General features: G+C 40.5%; 26 protein-coding genes. All 26 read left to right on the top strand.

The features are described 5' to 3' along the window. Nucleotides 1-4: 4 nt before the first annotated feature. Nucleotides 5-220 carry a hypothetical protein gene (locus tag FQ204_RS06665; RefSeq protein ID WP_144210092.1) on the top strand — a complete coding sequence of 72 codons (216 nt, stop codon included), beginning with the start codon at nt 5-7 and terminating at the stop codon, nt 218-220. An 11-nt stretch (nt 221-231) separates the two neighbouring features. After that, complete coding sequence (locus FQ204_RS10715) at nt 232-546, top strand: hypothetical protein (protein WP_260843564.1); 315 nt, start codon at nt 232-234, stop codon at nt 544-546. A gap of 11 nt (nt 547-557) precedes the next feature. Continuing rightward, nucleotides 558-1,241, top strand: coding sequence for an ERF family protein (locus tag FQ204_RS06655; RefSeq protein ID WP_144210090.1), 684 nt, complete (start codon nt 558-560; stop codon nt 1,239-1,241). Next, nucleotides 1,242-1,619, top strand: a complete 378-nt coding sequence (gene ssb / locus FQ204_RS06650; protein ID WP_144210088.1) for a single-stranded DNA-binding protein — start codon at nt 1,242-1,244, stop codon at nt 1,617-1,619. Between the two features lie 13 nt (nt 1,620-1,632). Next, on the top strand, nt 1,633-2,442 hold the full coding sequence (locus FQ204_RS06645) for a bifunctional DNA primase/polymerase (RefSeq protein WP_144210086.1): 810 nt from the start codon (nt 1,633-1,635) through the stop codon (nt 2,440-2,442). Further along, nucleotides 2,439-3,833 carry a virulence-associated E family protein gene (locus FQ204_RS06640; protein ID WP_260843563.1) on the top strand — a complete coding sequence of 465 codons (1,395 nt, stop codon included), beginning with the start codon at nt 2,439-2,441 and terminating at the stop codon, nt 3,831-3,833. The genes FQ204_RS06645 and FQ204_RS06640 overlap by 4 nt, the downstream gene beginning before the upstream one ends. 363 nt (nt 3,834-4,196) lie before the next feature. Then, nucleotides 4,197-4,511, top strand: a complete 315-nt coding sequence (locus FQ204_RS10710; protein WP_260843562.1) for a hypothetical protein — start codon at nt 4,197-4,199, stop codon at nt 4,509-4,511. Next, nucleotides 4,508-4,756, top strand: coding sequence for a hypothetical protein (locus FQ204_RS06630; protein ID WP_144210084.1), 249 nt, complete (start codon nt 4,508-4,510; stop codon nt 4,754-4,756). The genes FQ204_RS10710 and FQ204_RS06630 overlap by 4 nt, the downstream gene beginning before the upstream one ends. Nucleotides 4,757-4,823: 67 nt before the next feature. Continuing rightward, on the top strand, nt 4,824-5,240 hold the full coding sequence (locus FQ204_RS06625; RefSeq protein ID WP_144210082.1) for a DUF1492 domain-containing protein: 417 nt from the start codon (nt 4,824-4,826) through the stop codon (nt 5,238-5,240). A 129-nt stretch (nt 5,241-5,369) separates the two neighbouring features. After that, nucleotides 5,370-5,717 (top strand): HNH endonuclease, encoded by a 348-nt coding sequence (locus tag FQ204_RS06620; RefSeq protein ID WP_144210080.1) that lies wholly within the window; start codon nt 5,370-5,372, stop codon nt 5,715-5,717. Between the two features lie 78 nt (nt 5,718-5,795). Next, complete coding sequence (locus FQ204_RS06615) at nt 5,796-6,158, top strand: hypothetical protein (RefSeq protein ID WP_144210078.1); 363 nt, start codon at nt 5,796-5,798, stop codon at nt 6,156-6,158. Next, complete coding sequence (locus tag FQ204_RS06610) at nt 6,155-7,420, top strand: phage portal protein (RefSeq protein ID WP_144210076.1); 1,266 nt, start codon at nt 6,155-6,157, stop codon at nt 7,418-7,420. Before FQ204_RS06615 ends, FQ204_RS06610 begins: the two co-directional genes overlap by 4 nt. Beyond that, nucleotides 7,413-8,657, top strand: coding sequence for a hypothetical protein (locus FQ204_RS06605; RefSeq protein WP_186286720.1), 1,245 nt, complete (start codon nt 7,413-7,415; stop codon nt 8,655-8,657). Before FQ204_RS06610 ends, FQ204_RS06605 begins: the two co-directional genes overlap by 8 nt. Nucleotides 8,658-8,859: 202 nt before the next feature. Continuing rightward, nucleotides 8,860-10,275: a DEAD/DEAH box helicase family protein gene (locus FQ204_RS06600; protein ID WP_144210072.1), complete on the top strand. Its 1,416-nt coding sequence runs from the start codon at nt 8,860-8,862 to the stop codon at nt 10,273-10,275. Between the two features lie 74 nt (nt 10,276-10,349). Beyond that, on the top strand, nt 10,350-10,814 hold the full coding sequence (locus tag FQ204_RS06595; protein WP_144210070.1) for a DUF4355 domain-containing protein: 465 nt from the start codon (nt 10,350-10,352) through the stop codon (nt 10,812-10,814). 3 nt (nt 10,815-10,817) lie between these two features. Then, a complete protein-coding gene (locus tag FQ204_RS06590) occupies nt 10,818-11,708 on the top strand; it encodes a phage major capsid protein (RefSeq protein WP_144210068.1) in 891 nt (296 codons plus the stop codon). A gap of 3 nt (nt 11,709-11,711) precedes the next feature. Next, nucleotides 11,712-11,834: a hypothetical protein gene (locus FQ204_RS10705; RefSeq protein WP_260843561.1), complete on the top strand. Its 123-nt coding sequence runs from the start codon at nt 11,712-11,714 to the stop codon at nt 11,832-11,834. A gap of 3 nt (nt 11,835-11,837) precedes the next feature. Next, a complete protein-coding gene (locus FQ204_RS06585; RefSeq protein WP_144210066.1) occupies nt 11,838-12,233 on the top strand; it encodes a phage Gp19/Gp15/Gp42 family protein in 396 nt (131 codons plus the stop codon). Continuing rightward, entirely contained in the window at nt 12,220-12,558 is a 339-nt protein-coding gene (locus FQ204_RS06580; protein WP_144210064.1) for a hypothetical protein, read from the top strand. Before FQ204_RS06585 ends, FQ204_RS06580 begins: the two co-directional genes overlap by 14 nt. After that, nucleotides 12,551-12,787 (top strand): hypothetical protein, encoded by a 237-nt coding sequence (locus FQ204_RS06575; RefSeq protein ID WP_144210062.1) that lies wholly within the window; start codon nt 12,551-12,553, stop codon nt 12,785-12,787. The genes FQ204_RS06580 and FQ204_RS06575 overlap by 8 nt, the downstream gene beginning before the upstream one ends. Then, entirely contained in the window at nt 12,788-13,123 is a 336-nt protein-coding gene (locus FQ204_RS06570; protein WP_144210060.1) for a hypothetical protein, read from the top strand. It abuts the gene before it with no gap. Between the two features lie 19 nt (nt 13,124-13,142). Then, nucleotides 13,143-13,694: a phage tail protein gene (locus FQ204_RS06565; RefSeq protein WP_144210058.1), complete on the top strand. Its 552-nt coding sequence runs from the start codon at nt 13,143-13,145 to the stop codon at nt 13,692-13,694. A 3-nt stretch (nt 13,695-13,697) separates the two neighbouring features. Next, nucleotides 13,698-13,982, top strand: a complete 285-nt coding sequence (locus FQ204_RS06560) for a hypothetical protein (RefSeq protein WP_070811637.1) — start codon at nt 13,698-13,700, stop codon at nt 13,980-13,982. Continuing rightward, complete coding sequence (locus tag FQ204_RS06555; RefSeq protein ID WP_144210056.1) at nt 13,979-14,353, top strand: DUF5361 domain-containing protein; 375 nt, start codon at nt 13,979-13,981, stop codon at nt 14,351-14,353. The genes FQ204_RS06560 and FQ204_RS06555 overlap by 4 nt, the downstream gene beginning before the upstream one ends. Beyond that, nucleotides 14,353-17,331: a PblA gene (locus FQ204_RS06550; protein ID WP_144210054.1), complete on the top strand. Its 2,979-nt coding sequence runs from the start codon at nt 14,353-14,355 to the stop codon at nt 17,329-17,331. The genes FQ204_RS06555 and FQ204_RS06550 overlap by 1 nt, the downstream gene beginning before the upstream one ends. Beyond that, nucleotides 17,306-17,819: distal tail protein Dit (locus FQ204_RS06545; RefSeq protein ID WP_260843560.1), on the top strand; the 514-nt coding region annotated here is incomplete at its 3' end. The genes FQ204_RS06550 and FQ204_RS06545, both read left to right, overlap by 26 nt.

The following is a 17,819-nucleotide window of genomic DNA, read 5'->3' as shown; positions in this document are numbered from 1 at the left end:
ACGAATGCGAATTAAAAAAATTATCAGTCAATACCGAAGAGATTTCACAGCAGAATATGAGTGTGAACATTGTGGCTTTACGAAAATAGGTGGCGGATATGATGACGCAAACTATCATAATAATGTGGTCCCAAATATGGAATGCGAGAAATGTGGAAAGAAAGCAGAATCTAACTACAGACCGCTTGCTACAAAATACCCAGAAGGTTATCAAATTTAAGGAGAATCAAAATGAAAATGAATCAAGAACTTATTGTATTGCGTAGAAAAGAAACAGGGTCTTTCTTAAAATCGTTTGAGGATCGCGGAACATTAGCCTACCAAGCAGATTACACGGATAATCTTGCCAACGCTTTGTTCATGTCTCTCGAAAAATACGAAGAAGACAAAATGCAATTCAAAAACATGGCTAAAATATTTGGTTGTGAAGTTGTCAAAGTTAAAGCTGAGTATGAATTAACTTATCCAAACGGTAGCGAGGTTCGAGAGATTGAAAAGCAGCCTGATAAGCTTACTCGTGATTTTTTGAGAGGGTTGTTTGACTAAAAGGAGTTAACATGGGAAAAATATTTGGAGTATTGCAGTCAATCCAAAGTGAGTTGGTTGCTCCAAAGGGTCAATATAACTCTTTCGGAAAATACAATTATCGAAGTGCAGAGGATATCCTAGAAGCTCTAAAACCGATTTTAAAAAAGCATAAGGCGGCAATCACTATGAGTGATGACATCGTATATATCGAGGGGCGCCATTATGTTGAGGCTTCTGTCACACTCTACGCTGAAGGTGAGGCTATCGGATCTAAAGCATTAGCGCGTGAAGAAGAAACAAAAAAAGGGATGGATGGCAGCCAAATAACAGGTACAGCATCCAGCTATGCGCGTAAGTACGCTTTGAATGGTTTATTTGCTATTGACGACAACAAGGATCCTGACACGGATGAATACGCTGAACAGACAGATCAAAAATCTACAAACAAAGCAGCAAATAAGTCAACGGCTAAATCAAATGAAAGTGCTAAAAAGCTAACTAATGATAAGAAATTCATCACAGGCGCTCAGGCTAAAAAGCTACGTGAAGATATCAAATATATTGCAGAATCAACTAATGCACCAGTTATTACCATTGGAAAATGGTTCGTTGGTCTGATGGGAGTTGAGAAAATTGAACAGATACCAGTTGGTCAGTTGAAGACCGCTCAACAGTTGATTGAAGAAACGAAAAAAGTGAAAGGAATTGAATAAATGATAAATAACGTTGTACTTGTGGGTCGCATGACCCGTGATGCGGAATTGCGTATGACTCAGAGTAATACGGCAGTAGCTAGCTTTACTCTTGCGGTTAATCGTAATTTTAAAAGTCAAAATGGTGAACGAGAAGCAGATTTCATTAATTGTATTATTTGGCGGCAACAGGCAGAAAATCTTGCAAATTGGGCCAAAAAAGGAGCTCTTATCGGAATTACTGGTCGTATTCAGACGCGTAACTACGAAAATCAGCAAGGTCAACGGGTTTATGTGACTGAAGTTGTAGCAGAGAATTTCCAAATTTTGGAAAGTCGTAATCAACAAAATAATAACGCCAATCCGATGGACATCTCGGATGATGATATGCCATTCTAATAGGAGGTACTAGATGGGAATGAAAGAACATGCCTTAGCTTATCAGAAAAAGGGATTTTCAGTTATTCCTATTAGTCCAACTAGCAAGAAACCGATGATTGCTTTTGCAGATAAGCCAGCCTTGACAGAACAGGAAATAGAGGATTTTTGGTCGCAGTATCCTGATGCTAATATTGCAGTTCGGACGGATAAATTTTTTGTTATTGATATTGATTTGCATGGAAAACATAATGGCTTTGAATCTTTAAAGAATTGGGAACATCTGAACTTGATAACGCCAACGCTGCAAGCTCGAACTGCTAGTGGTGGTAAGCACATCTTCTATTTCAAACATCCGGATGTTTCCATGAGCCAAATGATTGGCTTTCTACCTGGTGTTGATGTCAAAGCTCATCCTAATAACTATGTATTAGTCGCTCCATCGAAAACAAAAAAAGGGAAATATGAATGGGACATTGATAAATCAAAAGAGGGCGGCACGATGGTCACGGCCAGCAGGGCGCTGGTCATGGCTATCAAATCGGAATACTTAAAAAAGAACAAGGTCAATGACCTGGATCAGTTACGCTATCAAAATTATTCAAACAGAAAACGCAATAGAACAACAGAGCTATTTGAAATGATTGCGATTGGATTTGGTGGTGAGGGAACCAGAAACGATACCTTGGCCAAATTCACGGGCGGTTTGCTGTCTAGGCATGTAGAAGCAGAGTTTGTTCTGCAGTTGGCTCAGATAGCAAACAATAACAGTCTGGATCCGCTACCTGATAAAGAACTTGAGCGGACGGTGATGAGTATGATTAATAAAGACATGAGGAGGTGAGTATCATTGGTGAGATTTTAAAAATGTCCATGGTTCAATTTAAACGTACGAAGAAAAAGATTGTCAATGACCAGGGCGAGAAAGAAGAAATTGATGTAATCGTCTCAGACAGTCCGCGAAATGTGCTGCTGGCTCTCAAGAGTGACACGCGCCTCAATGACTTTTTAAGGCATAATTCCTTTTCTCAAGAACACGAGATTGTGGCCGACATCAAGCTTGATAATGTCGAACTTCCAAAAGGTGAATTACCTGGGAATTTTGAAGCGGTGCTTAGTGTTTATCTTGAGAATCATTTTGGGGTTGTCTTTAAACGTCAAGCCTTATCAGACGGGATTGCAACATTCTTTGCAGAAAAATCCTATAATCCAGTTTCTGAATACATGGAACGTGCTTATCAGCAGTGGGACCACAAGGAGCGATTGAACCAGGTTTTTCAAACTTGGCTAGGTGCAGAAGACGATATTAATGTTTCAAGGATCGCAACGATGTTCTTTGTCGGCGCGGTGGCCAAAGTTTTCACTCCTGGCGTTAAATTTGACTACGTACTAGACTTGGTCGGTGGCCAAGGAACAGGAAAGACAACTTTTCTGCAAAAGATAGGAATGGACTGGTACACAGATTCTGTTAAAGATTTCTTTGATAAGGATAATTATGAGATTATGCTTAAGTCCTTAATCGTTAATGACGACGAGATGATTGCATCAAGAAAGACCACCTTTGCAGAATTAAAGGCCTTTGTCACGAAAACGGATTTGCGTTTTCGGAAAGCATACGGCCGGAGATCGGAGAAATTTCCTAAGAACTTCGTGATTGCTAGGACCAGCAACGAGGTTGAATATCTAAGGGACAAAACCGGTGAACGTCGATTCCTGCCAGTATTGGTTCATGCAGATAATCAATTTATGCGGCCATTTGATATGACGGAAGAAGATGTTCTTCAACTTTGGGGCGAGGCTGTGGCTCTATACAAAAAAGGCTTTAGTCTGACTTTCGATGAAGAGGTTGAGCAGGAGCTGAAAGTCTATAAAGAGCAGTTTGCTTACAAGGACGAGGAAGAAGAGCAAATCTATGAATATCTGGATATGTTGGTTCCGTCCAACTGGTCGGATATGTCTATGGTGCAGCGGCATCAATTTACCTACTCTTATTTCAATAATCAAATCTATCGTGATGAGGTCGGTAATCCAGTACACGGAGTGGTGCTGCAGGAAGCAGTCTCTACTAGGGACATTTTAAAGAATGTCTTTGATGTAGATACGGCACGAGGAAGTAAGTTGGCCAAGAAAATCAAGTTAATGATGGATAATGATGGCGATTGGGAGTATGGAGTTCGTAGAACAAATGGTAGTCAATTTAGAGGATATTTTCGTAAAAATATGCAAAAAAGTTAATGTCACACTTTCAGCTTGTAATGTCACAAAAACAGCTATCCGTGACATTATGTGACATTACTGTGACATTTATAATGTCACACCCTTTGAGGTCAAGTGTATCAAGGTTTGAGGTCGATTTTCTCACAAATTTTAAAAAAAGTTAATGTCACACTATCTAGCACTTGATATGACTGACTTTATAGACAATTAAATAGTATCTGTGACATTATTATTAAATAAAAAGAGTATATAAAAATAAGAATAGCTACAAAGCCTATTATAGAGCAATTCTTGTTTTATATAAAATAAAAGTTTTGAAAGTAAATGTCACAGTGTCACGCTATGATTTTATGCAAAAAATATGAATAAAAGGAATTTAAAATGAATAAAAGAGAATTAATTGGACAATATAGTGCTTTATTAAATGTCGGTGTTACTAAAATCGAAACTGAAATTGTTATTGATGATCTGAAACTATTAGATGACCCGCTTGAGAGCATGCAGAAGAAGCAACGGTATGTAGTCACAGATGGCAATCATCTATATTTTAAAGAATATCAAGAAGATGTGGAAATTGTCATACTTGCTGACGAAATGCCGGGGATTATGAATTATGTCAAGAAATTTGATACCAAGGAAGAAGCGCAGAAAGTTGCTGATGTACTTGGCTGGGAAGTAGAGGAAGTACAGGAATGAAACCTAAACGTAGACCTTATAGCGGGAAAATAAAGATTGTCAGAAAAGAAATGCCTAGATTTATAAAATTTGGCAGCATAGCTTTAAAACGTGAATTGATTAAACATATCTCAACCATTAAAGCTGTTGATTCAAGACGAACAATGATCTTCCTGAAAATACCAAAATTGTTTTTGTATGAGGAAAAAAACATTACTCTTCCGATTGAATATAGTGAAGTCGTAGAAATTTTAAATCAGTATTAAAAAAAGTCAGCGCCTGGCTGACTCCTTGTAACAACTATACTTATATTATATCACAAAGGAGTTAAAAGTGAAGGCAAAGGCTATTTTAAAAGATTTGAGAAACCTAGATTTATACATTGCGAGCTTGATTAGACGTAGAGATAAAATCGAAGCTTCACTTTTATCTAGCGCAAAATTCTCTGCAGATAAAGTGTCTGGAGGTATCAAGCGTAAGCAGGATGATATCTATGTTGAGTTGCTAACGGCAAAGGAAGAAATAGAGCAGAAGACCGCTGAAGCTATCAGAAAACAAAGAGAACTGCAGGGATTGATCGACTCTTTGGATAACACGGACAGTCAGGCGATACTGAGCTTGGTTTATATTGATAAGATGACGAGGTGGCAAGTAATGGACGAACTCAATTGTAGTGAGAGCACATACTTTAGATTGTTGCGTATAGCCACTAAAGAATTAAACAATCTGACAGTAAATGACAGTGATTGACAGTAAATAACAATAATGACAGCATTTGACAGTGCATGACAGTTTCAACGTGCTATTATAGTATCATCAAGAAAACAGGGGTGAGGTGCTATTGAGTACCCCGCCCCTGTTAATTTCCAAGAGGTGCGCATGGCTAATCTAAGAGCTGATAAGAGTGGACCGCATAGAGTTGCGTTTGAGAAGAATAAGAAGCGGTTGCTGAAATCAAGTACACACTGTGGCATCTGTGGACGACTGGTCAATAAGAAATTGAAGTATCCTGACCCGATGAGTCCTGTGATAGACCACATCGTTCCTATAGCCAAAGGTGGTCATCCGTCAGCTATAGATAATCTACAGCTGGCGCACTGGCAATGCAATCGGCAGAAGTCTGATAAGCTGTATGCTAACCAGTCTGAGACTGGTGCAGAAACGAAAACGATTGGAAATCGCAATCTCCCTCAAACGCAAGATTGGTCGAAGTACAAAGGGGGGTAACCCCCTACCCTTGGCAACAGCCGCCCTTCACGCCGTCACTGTACATTTTTTCTCGCGTTAGGATTTGGGAGTTAGGAAATGAAAAAAATTAAGTGTTCGATATGTGGTAAAAAGTTCACGGCTACATCTAGTCGGTCAAAATATTGCAGTGACAAATGCCGTAGGGACGGGATTAGAACGAATCAACGCAAACTGATGAAGAAAAAGCGTGCTGCTAAGAAGCAGGAAAAAATCAAAAAAGTTAATCCTAACATTTTAATGGCTAAAAAGCGCAAAAAAAGCAAAAATTTGCTGAAATACTACCGAGATTTTAAAAAGCGGATTTTGGCCAACGAGGAAAAGTTTAACTTTGTTAGTAGGACAGTGGTTGAAGGTATTGAGGTTCACGAAGAGAATTTTGAGCAATTAGTAGTTGAAAAAATAAAGGAGCAATCAAGATGAATTACTACGGCATGGGCTACCTAAGAAGAAAACTAGCCCTTTATCAATTGGGCGTTAAAAGACGCTATCGATATTATGCGATGGCAGATAGAGAAGCCTCTCGCAGCATCGTTATGCCAGATAAAGTGCGGGATATGTACAGATCGGTTTTAGGCTGGACAGCTCACGGAGTGGATGCGCTGGCCGATCGGATTATTTTCCGTGAATTTGCAGATGACGACTTTAATGCGACAGAAATTTTTAATGCTAACAATCCAGATATTCTGTTTGATACAGCTATTCAGTCCGCCTTGATTGCATCTTGTTGCTTTGTGTATATCATGCCTGGCAATCAGGATGAGATACCTAGAATGCAGATCATTGAGGCCAGTCGAGCGACTGGGATTTTAAATCCAACAACCTTTTTACTGACAGAAGGCTATGCGGTCTTAGAACAAGATGAGTATGGTGTGCCGACTCTTGAAGCATATTTTACAAAAGACGCAACCTGGTATTATCCGAAGTACGGAAAAGAATACTTTGTCAGTAATCCAACAGGGCAGCCGTTATTAGTCCCTATTATCCATCGTCCGGATGCGGTACGTCCATTTGGTCGCAGTCGTATTACGCAAGCTGGTATGTACCAGCAAAAAGCTGCTAAACGTACGCTAGAGCGGGCGGAAGTAACGGCAGAGTTCTATTCATTTCCTCAAAAATATGTGTTAGGGCTTAGTCAAGAAGCAGAGCCAATGGAAAAGTGGAAAGCGACTGTGTCAAGCTTATTACAGTTTACCAAAGACGAAGACGGGGACAGTCCAACGGTTGGTCAATTTACAACAGCTAGCATGTCACCGTTCATTGACCAGCTTAAGATGTACGCCGCTTTATTTGCAGGCGGTACAGGCTTGACTATGGATGACTTGGGTTTTCCGTCTGATAATCCATCATCAGTAGAGACCATCAAAGCTGCTCACGAGAATTTGAGGGCGGCTGGAAGAAAAGCGCAGCGGTCATTTGCATCGGGCTTGCTAAATACGGCATATGTGGCAGTGTGCTTGCGGGATGAGTTCCCATACTTGCGCAACCAATTTATGGCAACATCAGTCAAATGGGAGCCACTCTTTGAGGCAGACGCAACCACATTGACTATGATTGGTGATGGTGCTATTAAGCTCAATCAAGCCATTCCTGGATTCGTTGGAAGTGATACTATCCGTGATTTGACGGGTATTAAGGCATCAGATGGGTCAGTTTCCGCAGTAGGTGGTGATGGCAATGGTTGAGGACGTCGTCCCTGGACTACTCAAGCAAATCAAGACAGATTTCGAGCGTGGTCAGCTTAGTAGTTCAACGATTAAAGGGCTACTCGATAAACTTGGACAGAAACAAGCAAACTATTTAGATGCAAATGACTACGCTATAGAAATTGGCGGAATTCTTTCTAAAGTTCTAGGAAGCTCTCTAAGCAACGACACATTGCCAGACGGTAAAATGTATTACAATATCGCAAATCGTCTCTTAAATGAGACGTTAGGCAGGAATTATGAGCTTGTGAGTGATTATGCCAGTGAAATCCAGAAAAATTTGAACCAAGAAGCCAAAATCGGGCTCGCTGTGCAACATCCGGAATTAAACCAAGATAGAATAGACGGATTAGTCAATCGCTTGTCCAGCGAGGAGAGCTTTGACAAAGTAAGTTGGCTGCTAGGTGAACCGATTGTTAATTTTACGCAGTCTATTGTGGATGATAGTATCCGAAAAAATGCAGAGTTCCACGCAAAGGCGGGATTATCTCCTAAAATCGTGCGACGTGAGAGTGGCAATTGTTGTGATTGGTGCAAAGAAGTAGCTGGAACTTATACTTATCCAAAAGTACCAAAAAATGTATATCGTAGGCATCAGCGTTGTCGGTGTACAGTGGATTATCATCCGGGAAACGGAAAAAAGCAAAACGTATGGACAAAAAAGTGGTCAGAGGATAAGAGAAAATCAGAAATCGAACATAGAAAACAAATAGGCTTGCCAGATAATGACAAGCCTTATTTAAGTGTAAAAAAAGAGTGGCTAAAGCACTCAGGTAAAGGTTCTGTTGCCGAAATGGGCTATTGGGAGCATGAGGAGGTCAAGTATCATGTTGACGGAAAGCATGTTGTTTTAGATTATTCACAAAAAGAAAAAGAGGTTGCAGAGTGGCTAGCCAAGAAATTTGGTGTTAAAGTCCAGCTTGTACCAAAAGTAAATTATCCGCTAAAAGTTCCGACTCCTGATTATTTGGTCAATGGTGAACGATTTGACTTAAAAGAGATTGAGGGAGCTGGTAAAAATGTTGTTGATAACAATATGCGAAAATCAAAAAGACAAGCAAATAATTTTGTGCTTGAACTAGAAAAATCTAATATTAGCACAGAAGAAGTGTTACAGCAGTTGGAAATAATCTACAGAAGCGGCAGGAGAGATGTTGATACTGTTATCATGAAGCGTGGCAATCGCTTGATTGATATAGTACAAAAAAGGAAGTAACCGTCATTCCGACCACATAGTGGACAAGGGGAACAGGATTACTTCCTTACTTAAGTTAAGTATACAACAATTTTGCTTAAAAAGCAAGGAAAGGAGAAGAGAAGAAAAAGAATGATTACACTTTTGGACAACTAGTTTAGGAGGTGATCCAATGTCTCCCAGCGATAGGGTTATCATGCGATGACGATTGAAAGGAAAGGTTATGGTTACTAAAACTAAGATTAGATTTGGCAATCAGCATCCTACTCAATCGGTAACTTTACATTATACTGATAGCTTGGCTCAGGAAGCCATAGAGTTTTATCAGAAATCTGGCCGAGATTGTTATCCTTGGCAAGTATCTTTGCTTGAAGCTATTATGGCCATAAATGATGACGGTCTGTGGGTACACCAAAAGTTTGGTTATGCCATCCCTCGACGAAACGGTAAGACAGAAGATGTCTATATTGTGGAGTTGTGGGGTCTGCATAAAGGACTTAGAATCCTGCATACTGCTCATCGTATCAGCACGTCCCATTCATCATTTGAGGAACTGAAAAAGTATCTGGAGGATATGGGGTATGTGGACGGTGAGGACTTTGTTTCAAACAAAGCAAAGGGGCAAGAGCGTGTTGAGTTCAAGGAAACTGGAGCGGTTATCCAATTCCGTACCAGGACATCAAATGGTGGTTTGGGTGAAGGATTTGACTTGCTTATCATCGACGAAGCCCAAGAGTACACTGTAGAACAGGAATCAGCTCTCAAGTACACGGTGACAGATAGCGAGAATCCGATGACTATCATGTGCGGGACGCCGCCAACAATGGTATCAACAGGAACTGTCTTTGCAGCCTACCGCAAAAAAGTTCTGGCTGGCAACAGCGAGTACTCGGGCTGGGCAGAGTGGTCTGTCGAAAACATCCACGACATCAACGATGTGGATGCTTGGTACTTGACTAATCCGTCAATGGGCTGTCATCTCAACGAACGGAAAATTAAAGTCGAACTCGGAGATGACGAACTGGATCATAATATCCAGCGTCTGGGCTATTGGCCGACCTTCAATCAGAAATCAGCCATCTCAGAAAAAGAATGGATTGACCTCAAGGTTGAACCAATGCCTGGACTTAAGGGGAAGCTTTTTGTTGGAATCAAGTACGGCCAAGACGGGACCAATGTTGCGATGGCAATTGCTGTACGAACAGATGACGAACGAATATTTGTCGAAAATATTGACTGCGTCTCTGTCCGAAATGGCATGCAATGGATTATCAATTTCTTAAAGTCTGCAGATATTGAAAAAATTGTAGTTGATGGTGCTAGCGGGCAGGAACTGCTAGCAGCAGAGATGAAAGAATTTGGAATCCAGAAACCAATCTTGCCAACAGTCAAGGAAATTATCACGGCTAATTCGCTTTGGGAACAGTCGATCGTACAGCAAACACTTTGTCACAATGACCAGCCTTCGCTGACTGCAGTTGTGACAAACTGTGATAAACGTAACATTGGCTCAAATGGTGGCTTTGGCTATAAGTCGCTATATGACGACCGAGACATCAGTTTAATGGACAGCGCTTTGCTGGCGTACTGGGCTTGTTATACAACGAAGCCTCGTAAAAAGCAAAAAAGTTATTACTAAATGAGTGCCGCAAGGTGCTTTTTTAGTGCACAAAATTACCGAACTGCCGGGAAAGCAGGAGAAAGGATATTTATATGTCAGATTTTACAGCAATCACTACACAAGAAGAACTTGACACAATCGTGAAAGCGCGCTTGGCTCGTGAGAAAGAAAAGTACGCAGATTATGACCAGCTCAAAACTCGTGTGAGTGATTTGGAAAAAGAAAATGGTGCGCTGAAGTCAGCAGCTGAAGCAAGCAAGACTAGCGCTGCAGATTACGATAAGCAAATCGCAAATTTGAAAAAGCAAGTGGCTGGTTATGAGACAGCAAGCTTGCGTACTCGTATTGCTTTGCAAAATGGCTTGCCGTATGACTTGACCGATCGCCTGGTCGGCGATGATGAGGAAGCTATTAAAGCAGATGCAGAGCGTCTAGCAGGCTTTTTGAAGCCAGCTAAACCGGCAGCACCGACAAAATCAAATGAACCTAATGTAGGAAATTCAAACGACGAAGATGCAGCGTTGAAAGGAATGCTGCGAAAAATGAGAGGAGAATAATCTATGGCAACATTGCAATCAGGGGATCTGTTCCCTGTAGAAACAGTACAAGATATTTTTAGCAAAGTAAAAGGTCATTCGACCATCGCTAAACTATCAAGTCAAGAACCTATTCCATTTACTGGAACAGAAACATTCATTTTCAATCTTGAAGGAAACGCTGAAATTATAGGTGAAGGTAAACCTTCAAATGCTGGTAATGCTACAATGAAACCAAAGGTAGTGAAGCCAGTTCTGGTTACTTATCAAGCTCGTGTATCTCAAGAATTTGTGAATTGCTCAGAAGAAAAACAACTGTCTTATCTCAAATCATTCATTGATGGATTGGCTAAAAAAGTTGCACAAGCTGTTGATATTGCATCTTTCCACGGTCTGGAACCAAAATCAATGACGGATGCTTCTTTTAAAGCAACCAATTCATTTGATGGTTTGATTACAGGAAATGTAGTTACTTACGACGCGGAAAAAATCGACGAAAACATCGATGCAGCTGTTACGACAATCACTGCAAACGATGGACAGGTGACTGGTATTGCTTTATCACCAGCTGCAGGAGCAGCTCTTGGAAAAATCAAAGTGAACGGGGTTGTACAATATCCTGAATATCGCTTTGGTCAAAATCCTGCATCATTTTACGGAATGCAGTCAGATGTCAATAAGACATTGAGCACAGTTGCTAGTGGAGCTAAGAAAGACCATGCTATTGTTGGTGACTTTGAAAATGCGTTCAAATGGGGTTACGCTGAAAATATTCCGCTTGAAATCATTGAATATGGTGATCCAGACGGTGCAGGCCGTGACTTGAAACGCTACCGTGAAGTATGCTTGCGTACAGAAGTGTATGTAGGTTGGGGTATTCTGGATGAAGAATCATTTGCTCGTGTGGAGGCTTAAGCTATGGAATATATTAACAAAAAAACAGGAGTGATCATTGATGTAGACTCTCAACTTAGCGGCAACTGGGAACCTGTTGAAGAAACAAAGAAACCTGCTAAAAAAGCTAAGTCTACTGAGGAATAGCTTATGACTGATTTTGCGACAAAGGACGATTTGGCTCTGCTGTGGCGGACTTTGAAAACTGAAGAGGAACGAAGGGCAGAGGCACTGCTGGAAGTGGTCTCTGCTGCTTTGCGGAATGAAGCTAAAAAAGTCGGAAAAGACCTTGATAAGATAGTCGCAGACAGTCCGTCATATGCTCAAGTTGTCAAATCTGTAACAGTTGACGTAGTCGCTCGTACCTTAATGACATCTACTAATCAGGAACCGATGACCCAAGTCACGGAGAGCGCCTTGGGCTACTCGTTTAGCGGGTCTTATTTGGTTCCTGGCGGTGGGTTGTTTATCAAAGACAATGAGTTGAAGCGTCTGGGATTGAAACGGCAGAGATTTGGGGTGATGGAAATCTATGACACGGATTAAAGGCATGACTGTGATATTGATTGGTAAGACCAAAAAGGGAACAGACCCATTTGGGCATCCAATTTATGAAGAATCAGAAATCTCGGTTGAGAATGTGTTGGTCAGCCCGTCTACAACTGAAGACATCACAAATCAGCTCAATCTGACTGGAAAGAAGGCAGAGTACACACTTGCCATTCCAAAAGGTGACACAAACAATTGGACGGATAAAGAGGTTCGATTTTTTGGCAAACGTTGGCGGACAGTTGGTATCCCTCAAGCTGGTATTGAAGAAATGATTCCGCTTGAGTGGAATAAGAAAGTGATGGTGGAACATTATGAGTAATATGAAATTTAAGCTTAATCGTGCAGGGGTGGCAGAGTTGATGAAATCATCTGCTATGCAGACAGTTCTGTCAAAACACGCAAGCAACATCAAAAACCGATGCGGCGATGGTTATGAGCAGGACATCCATATTGGACGCAATCGTGCAAATGCAATGGTGAGTGCTAAAACTCGCAAAGCCAAGAAAGATAATCTCAAAAACAATACACTTTTAAAGGCGGTGCGTTAAATGATTGAAGTTATCATCAAGAAATACTTTGACGGTCATTTAACTGTGCCGTCTTTTTTTGAACATCAAGCGAAAATGCCTGATAAATATGTCGTGATAGAAAAGACGGGCAGTAGCAAGAGAAATCAGTTGAAGTCGTCAACTTTTGCTTTTCAGAGTTACGCTAAGTCTATGCACGATGCCGCGCTATTAAACGAAGAAGTCAAAGATGTTGTTGAAGGCTTGATAGAACTAGATGATATTAGTGGCATCTCGTTAAATAGCGATTATAACTATACTGATACCGAAACGAAATCTTACCGGTATCAAGCAGTATTTGATATTAACCATTATTAAAATTGAAAAGGAGAATAAGATGTCAAATTCATCACATGTAACAACCGCAAAACCAAAGGTTGGTGGGGCAATTTACTCTGCTCCATTGGGTACTGAACTTCCAACAGATGCAACTACAGCTCTTAATACAGCGTTTAAATCATTGGGTTACATCTCAGAGGACGGACTTACTAACACGAATAGCCCAGAATCGGAAGACATTAAGGCTTGGGGCGGAGATGTGGTTAACTCGTCACAAACAGAAAAGAAAGACACTTTCGGGTACACTCTTATTGAGGCTCTTAACGTAGATGTCCTTAAAGAAATCTATGGCAAGGACAATGTGAACGGAGACCTCAGCACTGGAATTGTAGTCAAAGCGAACTCAAAAGAATTACAGGAACATTGTCTTGTAGTTGAAGTTATCCTCAAAGGTGGAGCTATCAAACGGATTGTTATTCCTCAAGGAAAAGTGACCGAAATCGGGGAAGTAGGCTATAAAGACGGTGAAACGGTAGGTTATGAGACAACTGTTACTGCGTTTCCTGACAAAGAAGGGAACACGCACTATGAATATATTAAAGGAGCTTAATAGATGTCAAAATCAATTAAAGGTACAACTACGTCAGGTTTTTCGTTTGAAATTTCAGAAGAACGTCTAAGCAACTATGAACTAGTAGAAGCAATCGCAGAAGTGGACACAAATCCTCTTGTGTTACCAAAATTGTTAAAACTCTTATTAGGCGATCAAGCAGATGCTTTGAAAGAGCATGTACGTGATGAAAACGGTCTTGTGCCAATGGACAAAATGGGAGAAGCTATTAAAGAAATCTTTGAAGCTCAAAACAAGGTAAAAAAATTGCCCTCCTCGCCAAAATGATACAAGCAGATGAAGACGCATTGATTTGCGACCTTGCTGAGGTGTATAACATATACGATTATAGACGGTTGCCTGCTTATCAGGTGGCTGTTTTTTCTTATGGCCTCAGAGAAGATTCTCGTATTAAGTTAGTGATGTCTGGACAAAGAGTGTCATTTGATACTCTTCTACAAGCCAGCATTCTAGACAGGCTCTCTTTGCTTACATGGTTTAAAACGAAAGATGGGCAAAAAGGGAACAATAGACCTGTTTCTATTACAGAGAAATTAACCGCAGTAGAAAAAGAAAGCAAAGAAATGGTCTTTATTTCTGGCGAGGAATTTGAAAAAGCGAGAGCAAAAATTTTAAACAAGACTGGAGGTGAGAACTAGTGGCAACAGAATTAGGACAAGCTTATGTGCAGATTATGCCATCTGCTAAAGGTATTAGTGGAGCTATTCAAAACGCTATTTCGCCGGAAGCTAGTGCAGCAGGTAAAAGTGCTGGATCAACCCTTGGTTCTACTCTTGTAAAAGCTGTAACAGGTGTCATCACAGCGGCTGGAATCGGTAAAGCTTTTACTTTCGCCTTATCAGAAGGGGCAGCTCTTCAGCAATCACTTGGAGGAATCGAAACCCTTTTCAAGGGTTCAGCTGATAAGGTCAAAGCCTATGCAAATGAGGCTTATCGCACTACCGGACTGTCCGCCAATGCCTACATGGAAAATGTAACTGGCTTCTCTGCCAGTCTCTTGCAGTCTTTGGGTGGAGATACCGAAAAAGCTGCAGATTTGGCAAATATGGCCATGGTGGATATGTCTGATAATGCAAATAAGATGGGTACATCCATGGATCGTATTCAAGACGCCTATCAAGGATTCGCCAAACAAAACTATACCATGCTAGATAACCTTAAACTTGGTTATGGTGGTACTAAAACGGAAATGGAACGCTTACTGGCAGATGCTACTAAACTAACCAGAGTCAAATATGACATCAACAACTTATCTGATGTTTATCAAGCGATTCATGCGATTCAAGGGAAACTGGATATTACTGGCACAACTGCGAAAGAAGCAGCATCCACTTTCAGTGGATCATTTGCCGCCATGAAAGCTGCTGCTCAAAATGTTCTGGGGAAATTGACTCTTGGTGAAGATATCATGCCATCGCTAAAAGCTCTGGCAGAGACGACATCAACGTTTCTATTTAAAAATTTCATTCCGATGGTTGGAAATATCCTGCGGGGCTTACCGACTGTCATCGGGACAGTTTTGAAAGAGGGAATTGCTGCAATCTTTGGTGATGGAATTGCTAAAAGTATCACTGATAAAATTTATGATATCTATACTAATGTCAGCGGTGTTCTTAATGCACTGTCTGATATGATCTTTGGCTCAGGAGACAAGGCAGACAACAAGGACTTTTTAAAAAGCTATCTTGGGCTTGATGAAAAAACAGCTTCTAGAATTGTAAATATTGGCGAAAACATTCGTGTGACTTTTGAGAATATTGGCTCTACTATCGTAAATATAGCTGATATCGTCGGTGACTTTGTCAGTGATTTGTTAGGTATAGCTGGTAGTAAGAAAGGTGTAAATGCCATTGGTTCTGCATTTGAATCTATGACAGGTTTTATCAAGTCAGCTCATGGGGCAAACAAGAATTTCACAACTTGGCTTAAAAGTAATGAAACAGCAATGGCTGTGCTTAAGTCAACGATGGCAGGACTATTAGCGGGATTTTTAGCCTTTAAAACTGTAGCTACGATTAAAACGATTATTTCTGGTTTTACGGCAGCTATCAGCACGGCTAAAGGAGCGGTTTTGGCTTTTAATGCTGCTATAGTAGCAAATCCAATCGGTGCTATAGCAGCTGCGATTGCTGCTGTTGTAGCAGGTTTAGTTTGGTTCTTTACTCAAACAAAAATTGGTCAAAAGATTTGGGCTGGGTTTGTTAGCTGGATAAAAAACGCCTGGCAAGGGATTGCTGATTTCTTTGTTGGAATCTGGTCTGGTATTTCTGATGGTGCGAAGAACCTTTGGAATGGCGTGACTGACACATGGAATGCAGTAGTTGATACGATTAAAAATGCATGGAATGGGATTGTAGAGTTCTTCTCAAATCTTTGGTCTGGTATCACATCAGGCGTTAGTGCTGCATGGACTGCAATAACGCAGGTTATCATGACAATCGTTCAGCCATTCATTGACGGATTTATAAATATTTGGAACGGCATAAAAGATGGACTTTCTCAGATGTGGGAAGGCGTTAAGATGATTTTTCAAGGAGCATGGGATTTCATCAAATCTATTGTATTAGGGGCTGTTTTGATTGTCCTTGATATTATTACAGGCAATTTTGGAAAACTTGGCGAAGATCTAGGATTGATTTGGCAAGGCATTTCTGACGCTGTGAGTATGGTTTGGGAAGGTATCAAAACCTATTTTATGGGTGTTGTGAGTGCAATTGTTGGATACGGTCAATCCGTATTTGAGAACTTTTCAAATGTTTTATCTGCTATCTGGGATTTTATTAAAAATGCAGGTTCTGCAGCGTGGGAATGGATAAAAACGACTATATCAAATCTGATAACTGGACTAGTACAGGGTGCTCAAAACATTTGGAATGGCTTTATGAATTTCTTGTCTAATTTATGGAATTCTATTTCATCCACTGCTGTCAGTGCATGGAATGGTCTGAAATCTTCTGTACAAGCCATTATTAACGGAATTGTCCAAGGTGCACAAAATGCTTGGAATAGCATGGTTCAAAGCGTCTCTAACTTGGTTTCTCAAGTAACGGGTATTTTTAACGGATTGCGAAATATCAATCTGTGGGATGCTGGTAGAGCTATTTTAGACGGCTTTCTCGGCGGTTTAAAATCGGCTTGGCAAGGTGTAACGGATTTTGTTGGTGGGATAGCTGGCTGGATTCGTGACCACAAAGGGCCTATTGAGTATGATAAACGTCTCTTGATTCCAGCTGGGAAAGCTATCATGAACGGTTTGAATGAAGGACTTAAGAATCAATTCAAGAGTGTCCAATCGACGATCAGCGGCATGGCTGGTGAAATTTATGATAGCTTTGGAACAGTAACATTTGATACCAACTTTTCTGACATCGATAAGGCAAGTGCTCAACTAACTTTATCAAATAACCGACTAGCTTCTCAATTAAATACAAATTCTAGTCAAGATTATGATTACAAAGACGTAATGGATATTCTAGCTAAATTGGCTAATCGACCTACTGTAGTATCGGTTCAAGCCGACAAGCAAGAAATTGCTAAAATCTACGCTGAACCAGTTGCAGAAGAACAGGCAAAACGACAAGCAATTCTAAATGCTGTCGATGGATTGGGGTGGTAAATTGGTAAAAGTAACTTTTAATGGTGTAGAGCTAACAAAATGGATTACTGTTTTGGACGGCTTTACGCTTCTTGACGGCGCAGACTATGAACCGATATTCCGAGATTACGAAACAATAGACGGTTCTGAATATGTTTACTCTCGTAAGAAAAGCAAAAAGATTCCAGTACCTTTTTATGTTAAGTATGAGTCTATGGACAATCATGACGACCTGCAGAAGGTTCTCAACGTAAGTGAACCCAAAGAATTAACATTTAGTATTGCGCCGGATCGCGTTTTCTATGCTATTCCAACAGGAAATTTGGACTTTAAAGAAATCAAATTAAATGGCAAAGGTACCATTACTTTTGTTATTTCGGACGGTCTAGCCCATGCTAAGAATCCGAAGTATTTTGAGTTTAAGAAGAATGCGCAAGGCGTGCTAGAAGCTGAAATTATAAATAATGGTAGTGCAGAAATATCGGTCAATTACCGAATCAAACTCAAAC

Origin of the sequence: Streptococcus constellatus (genome assembly GCF_902167705.1) — a bacterium.
GTDB classification, from domain to species: Bacteria; Bacillota; Bacilli; order Lactobacillales; family Streptococcaceae; genus Streptococcus; species Streptococcus constellatus_A.
This window is presented reverse-complemented; position numbering and strand designations above follow the sequence as displayed.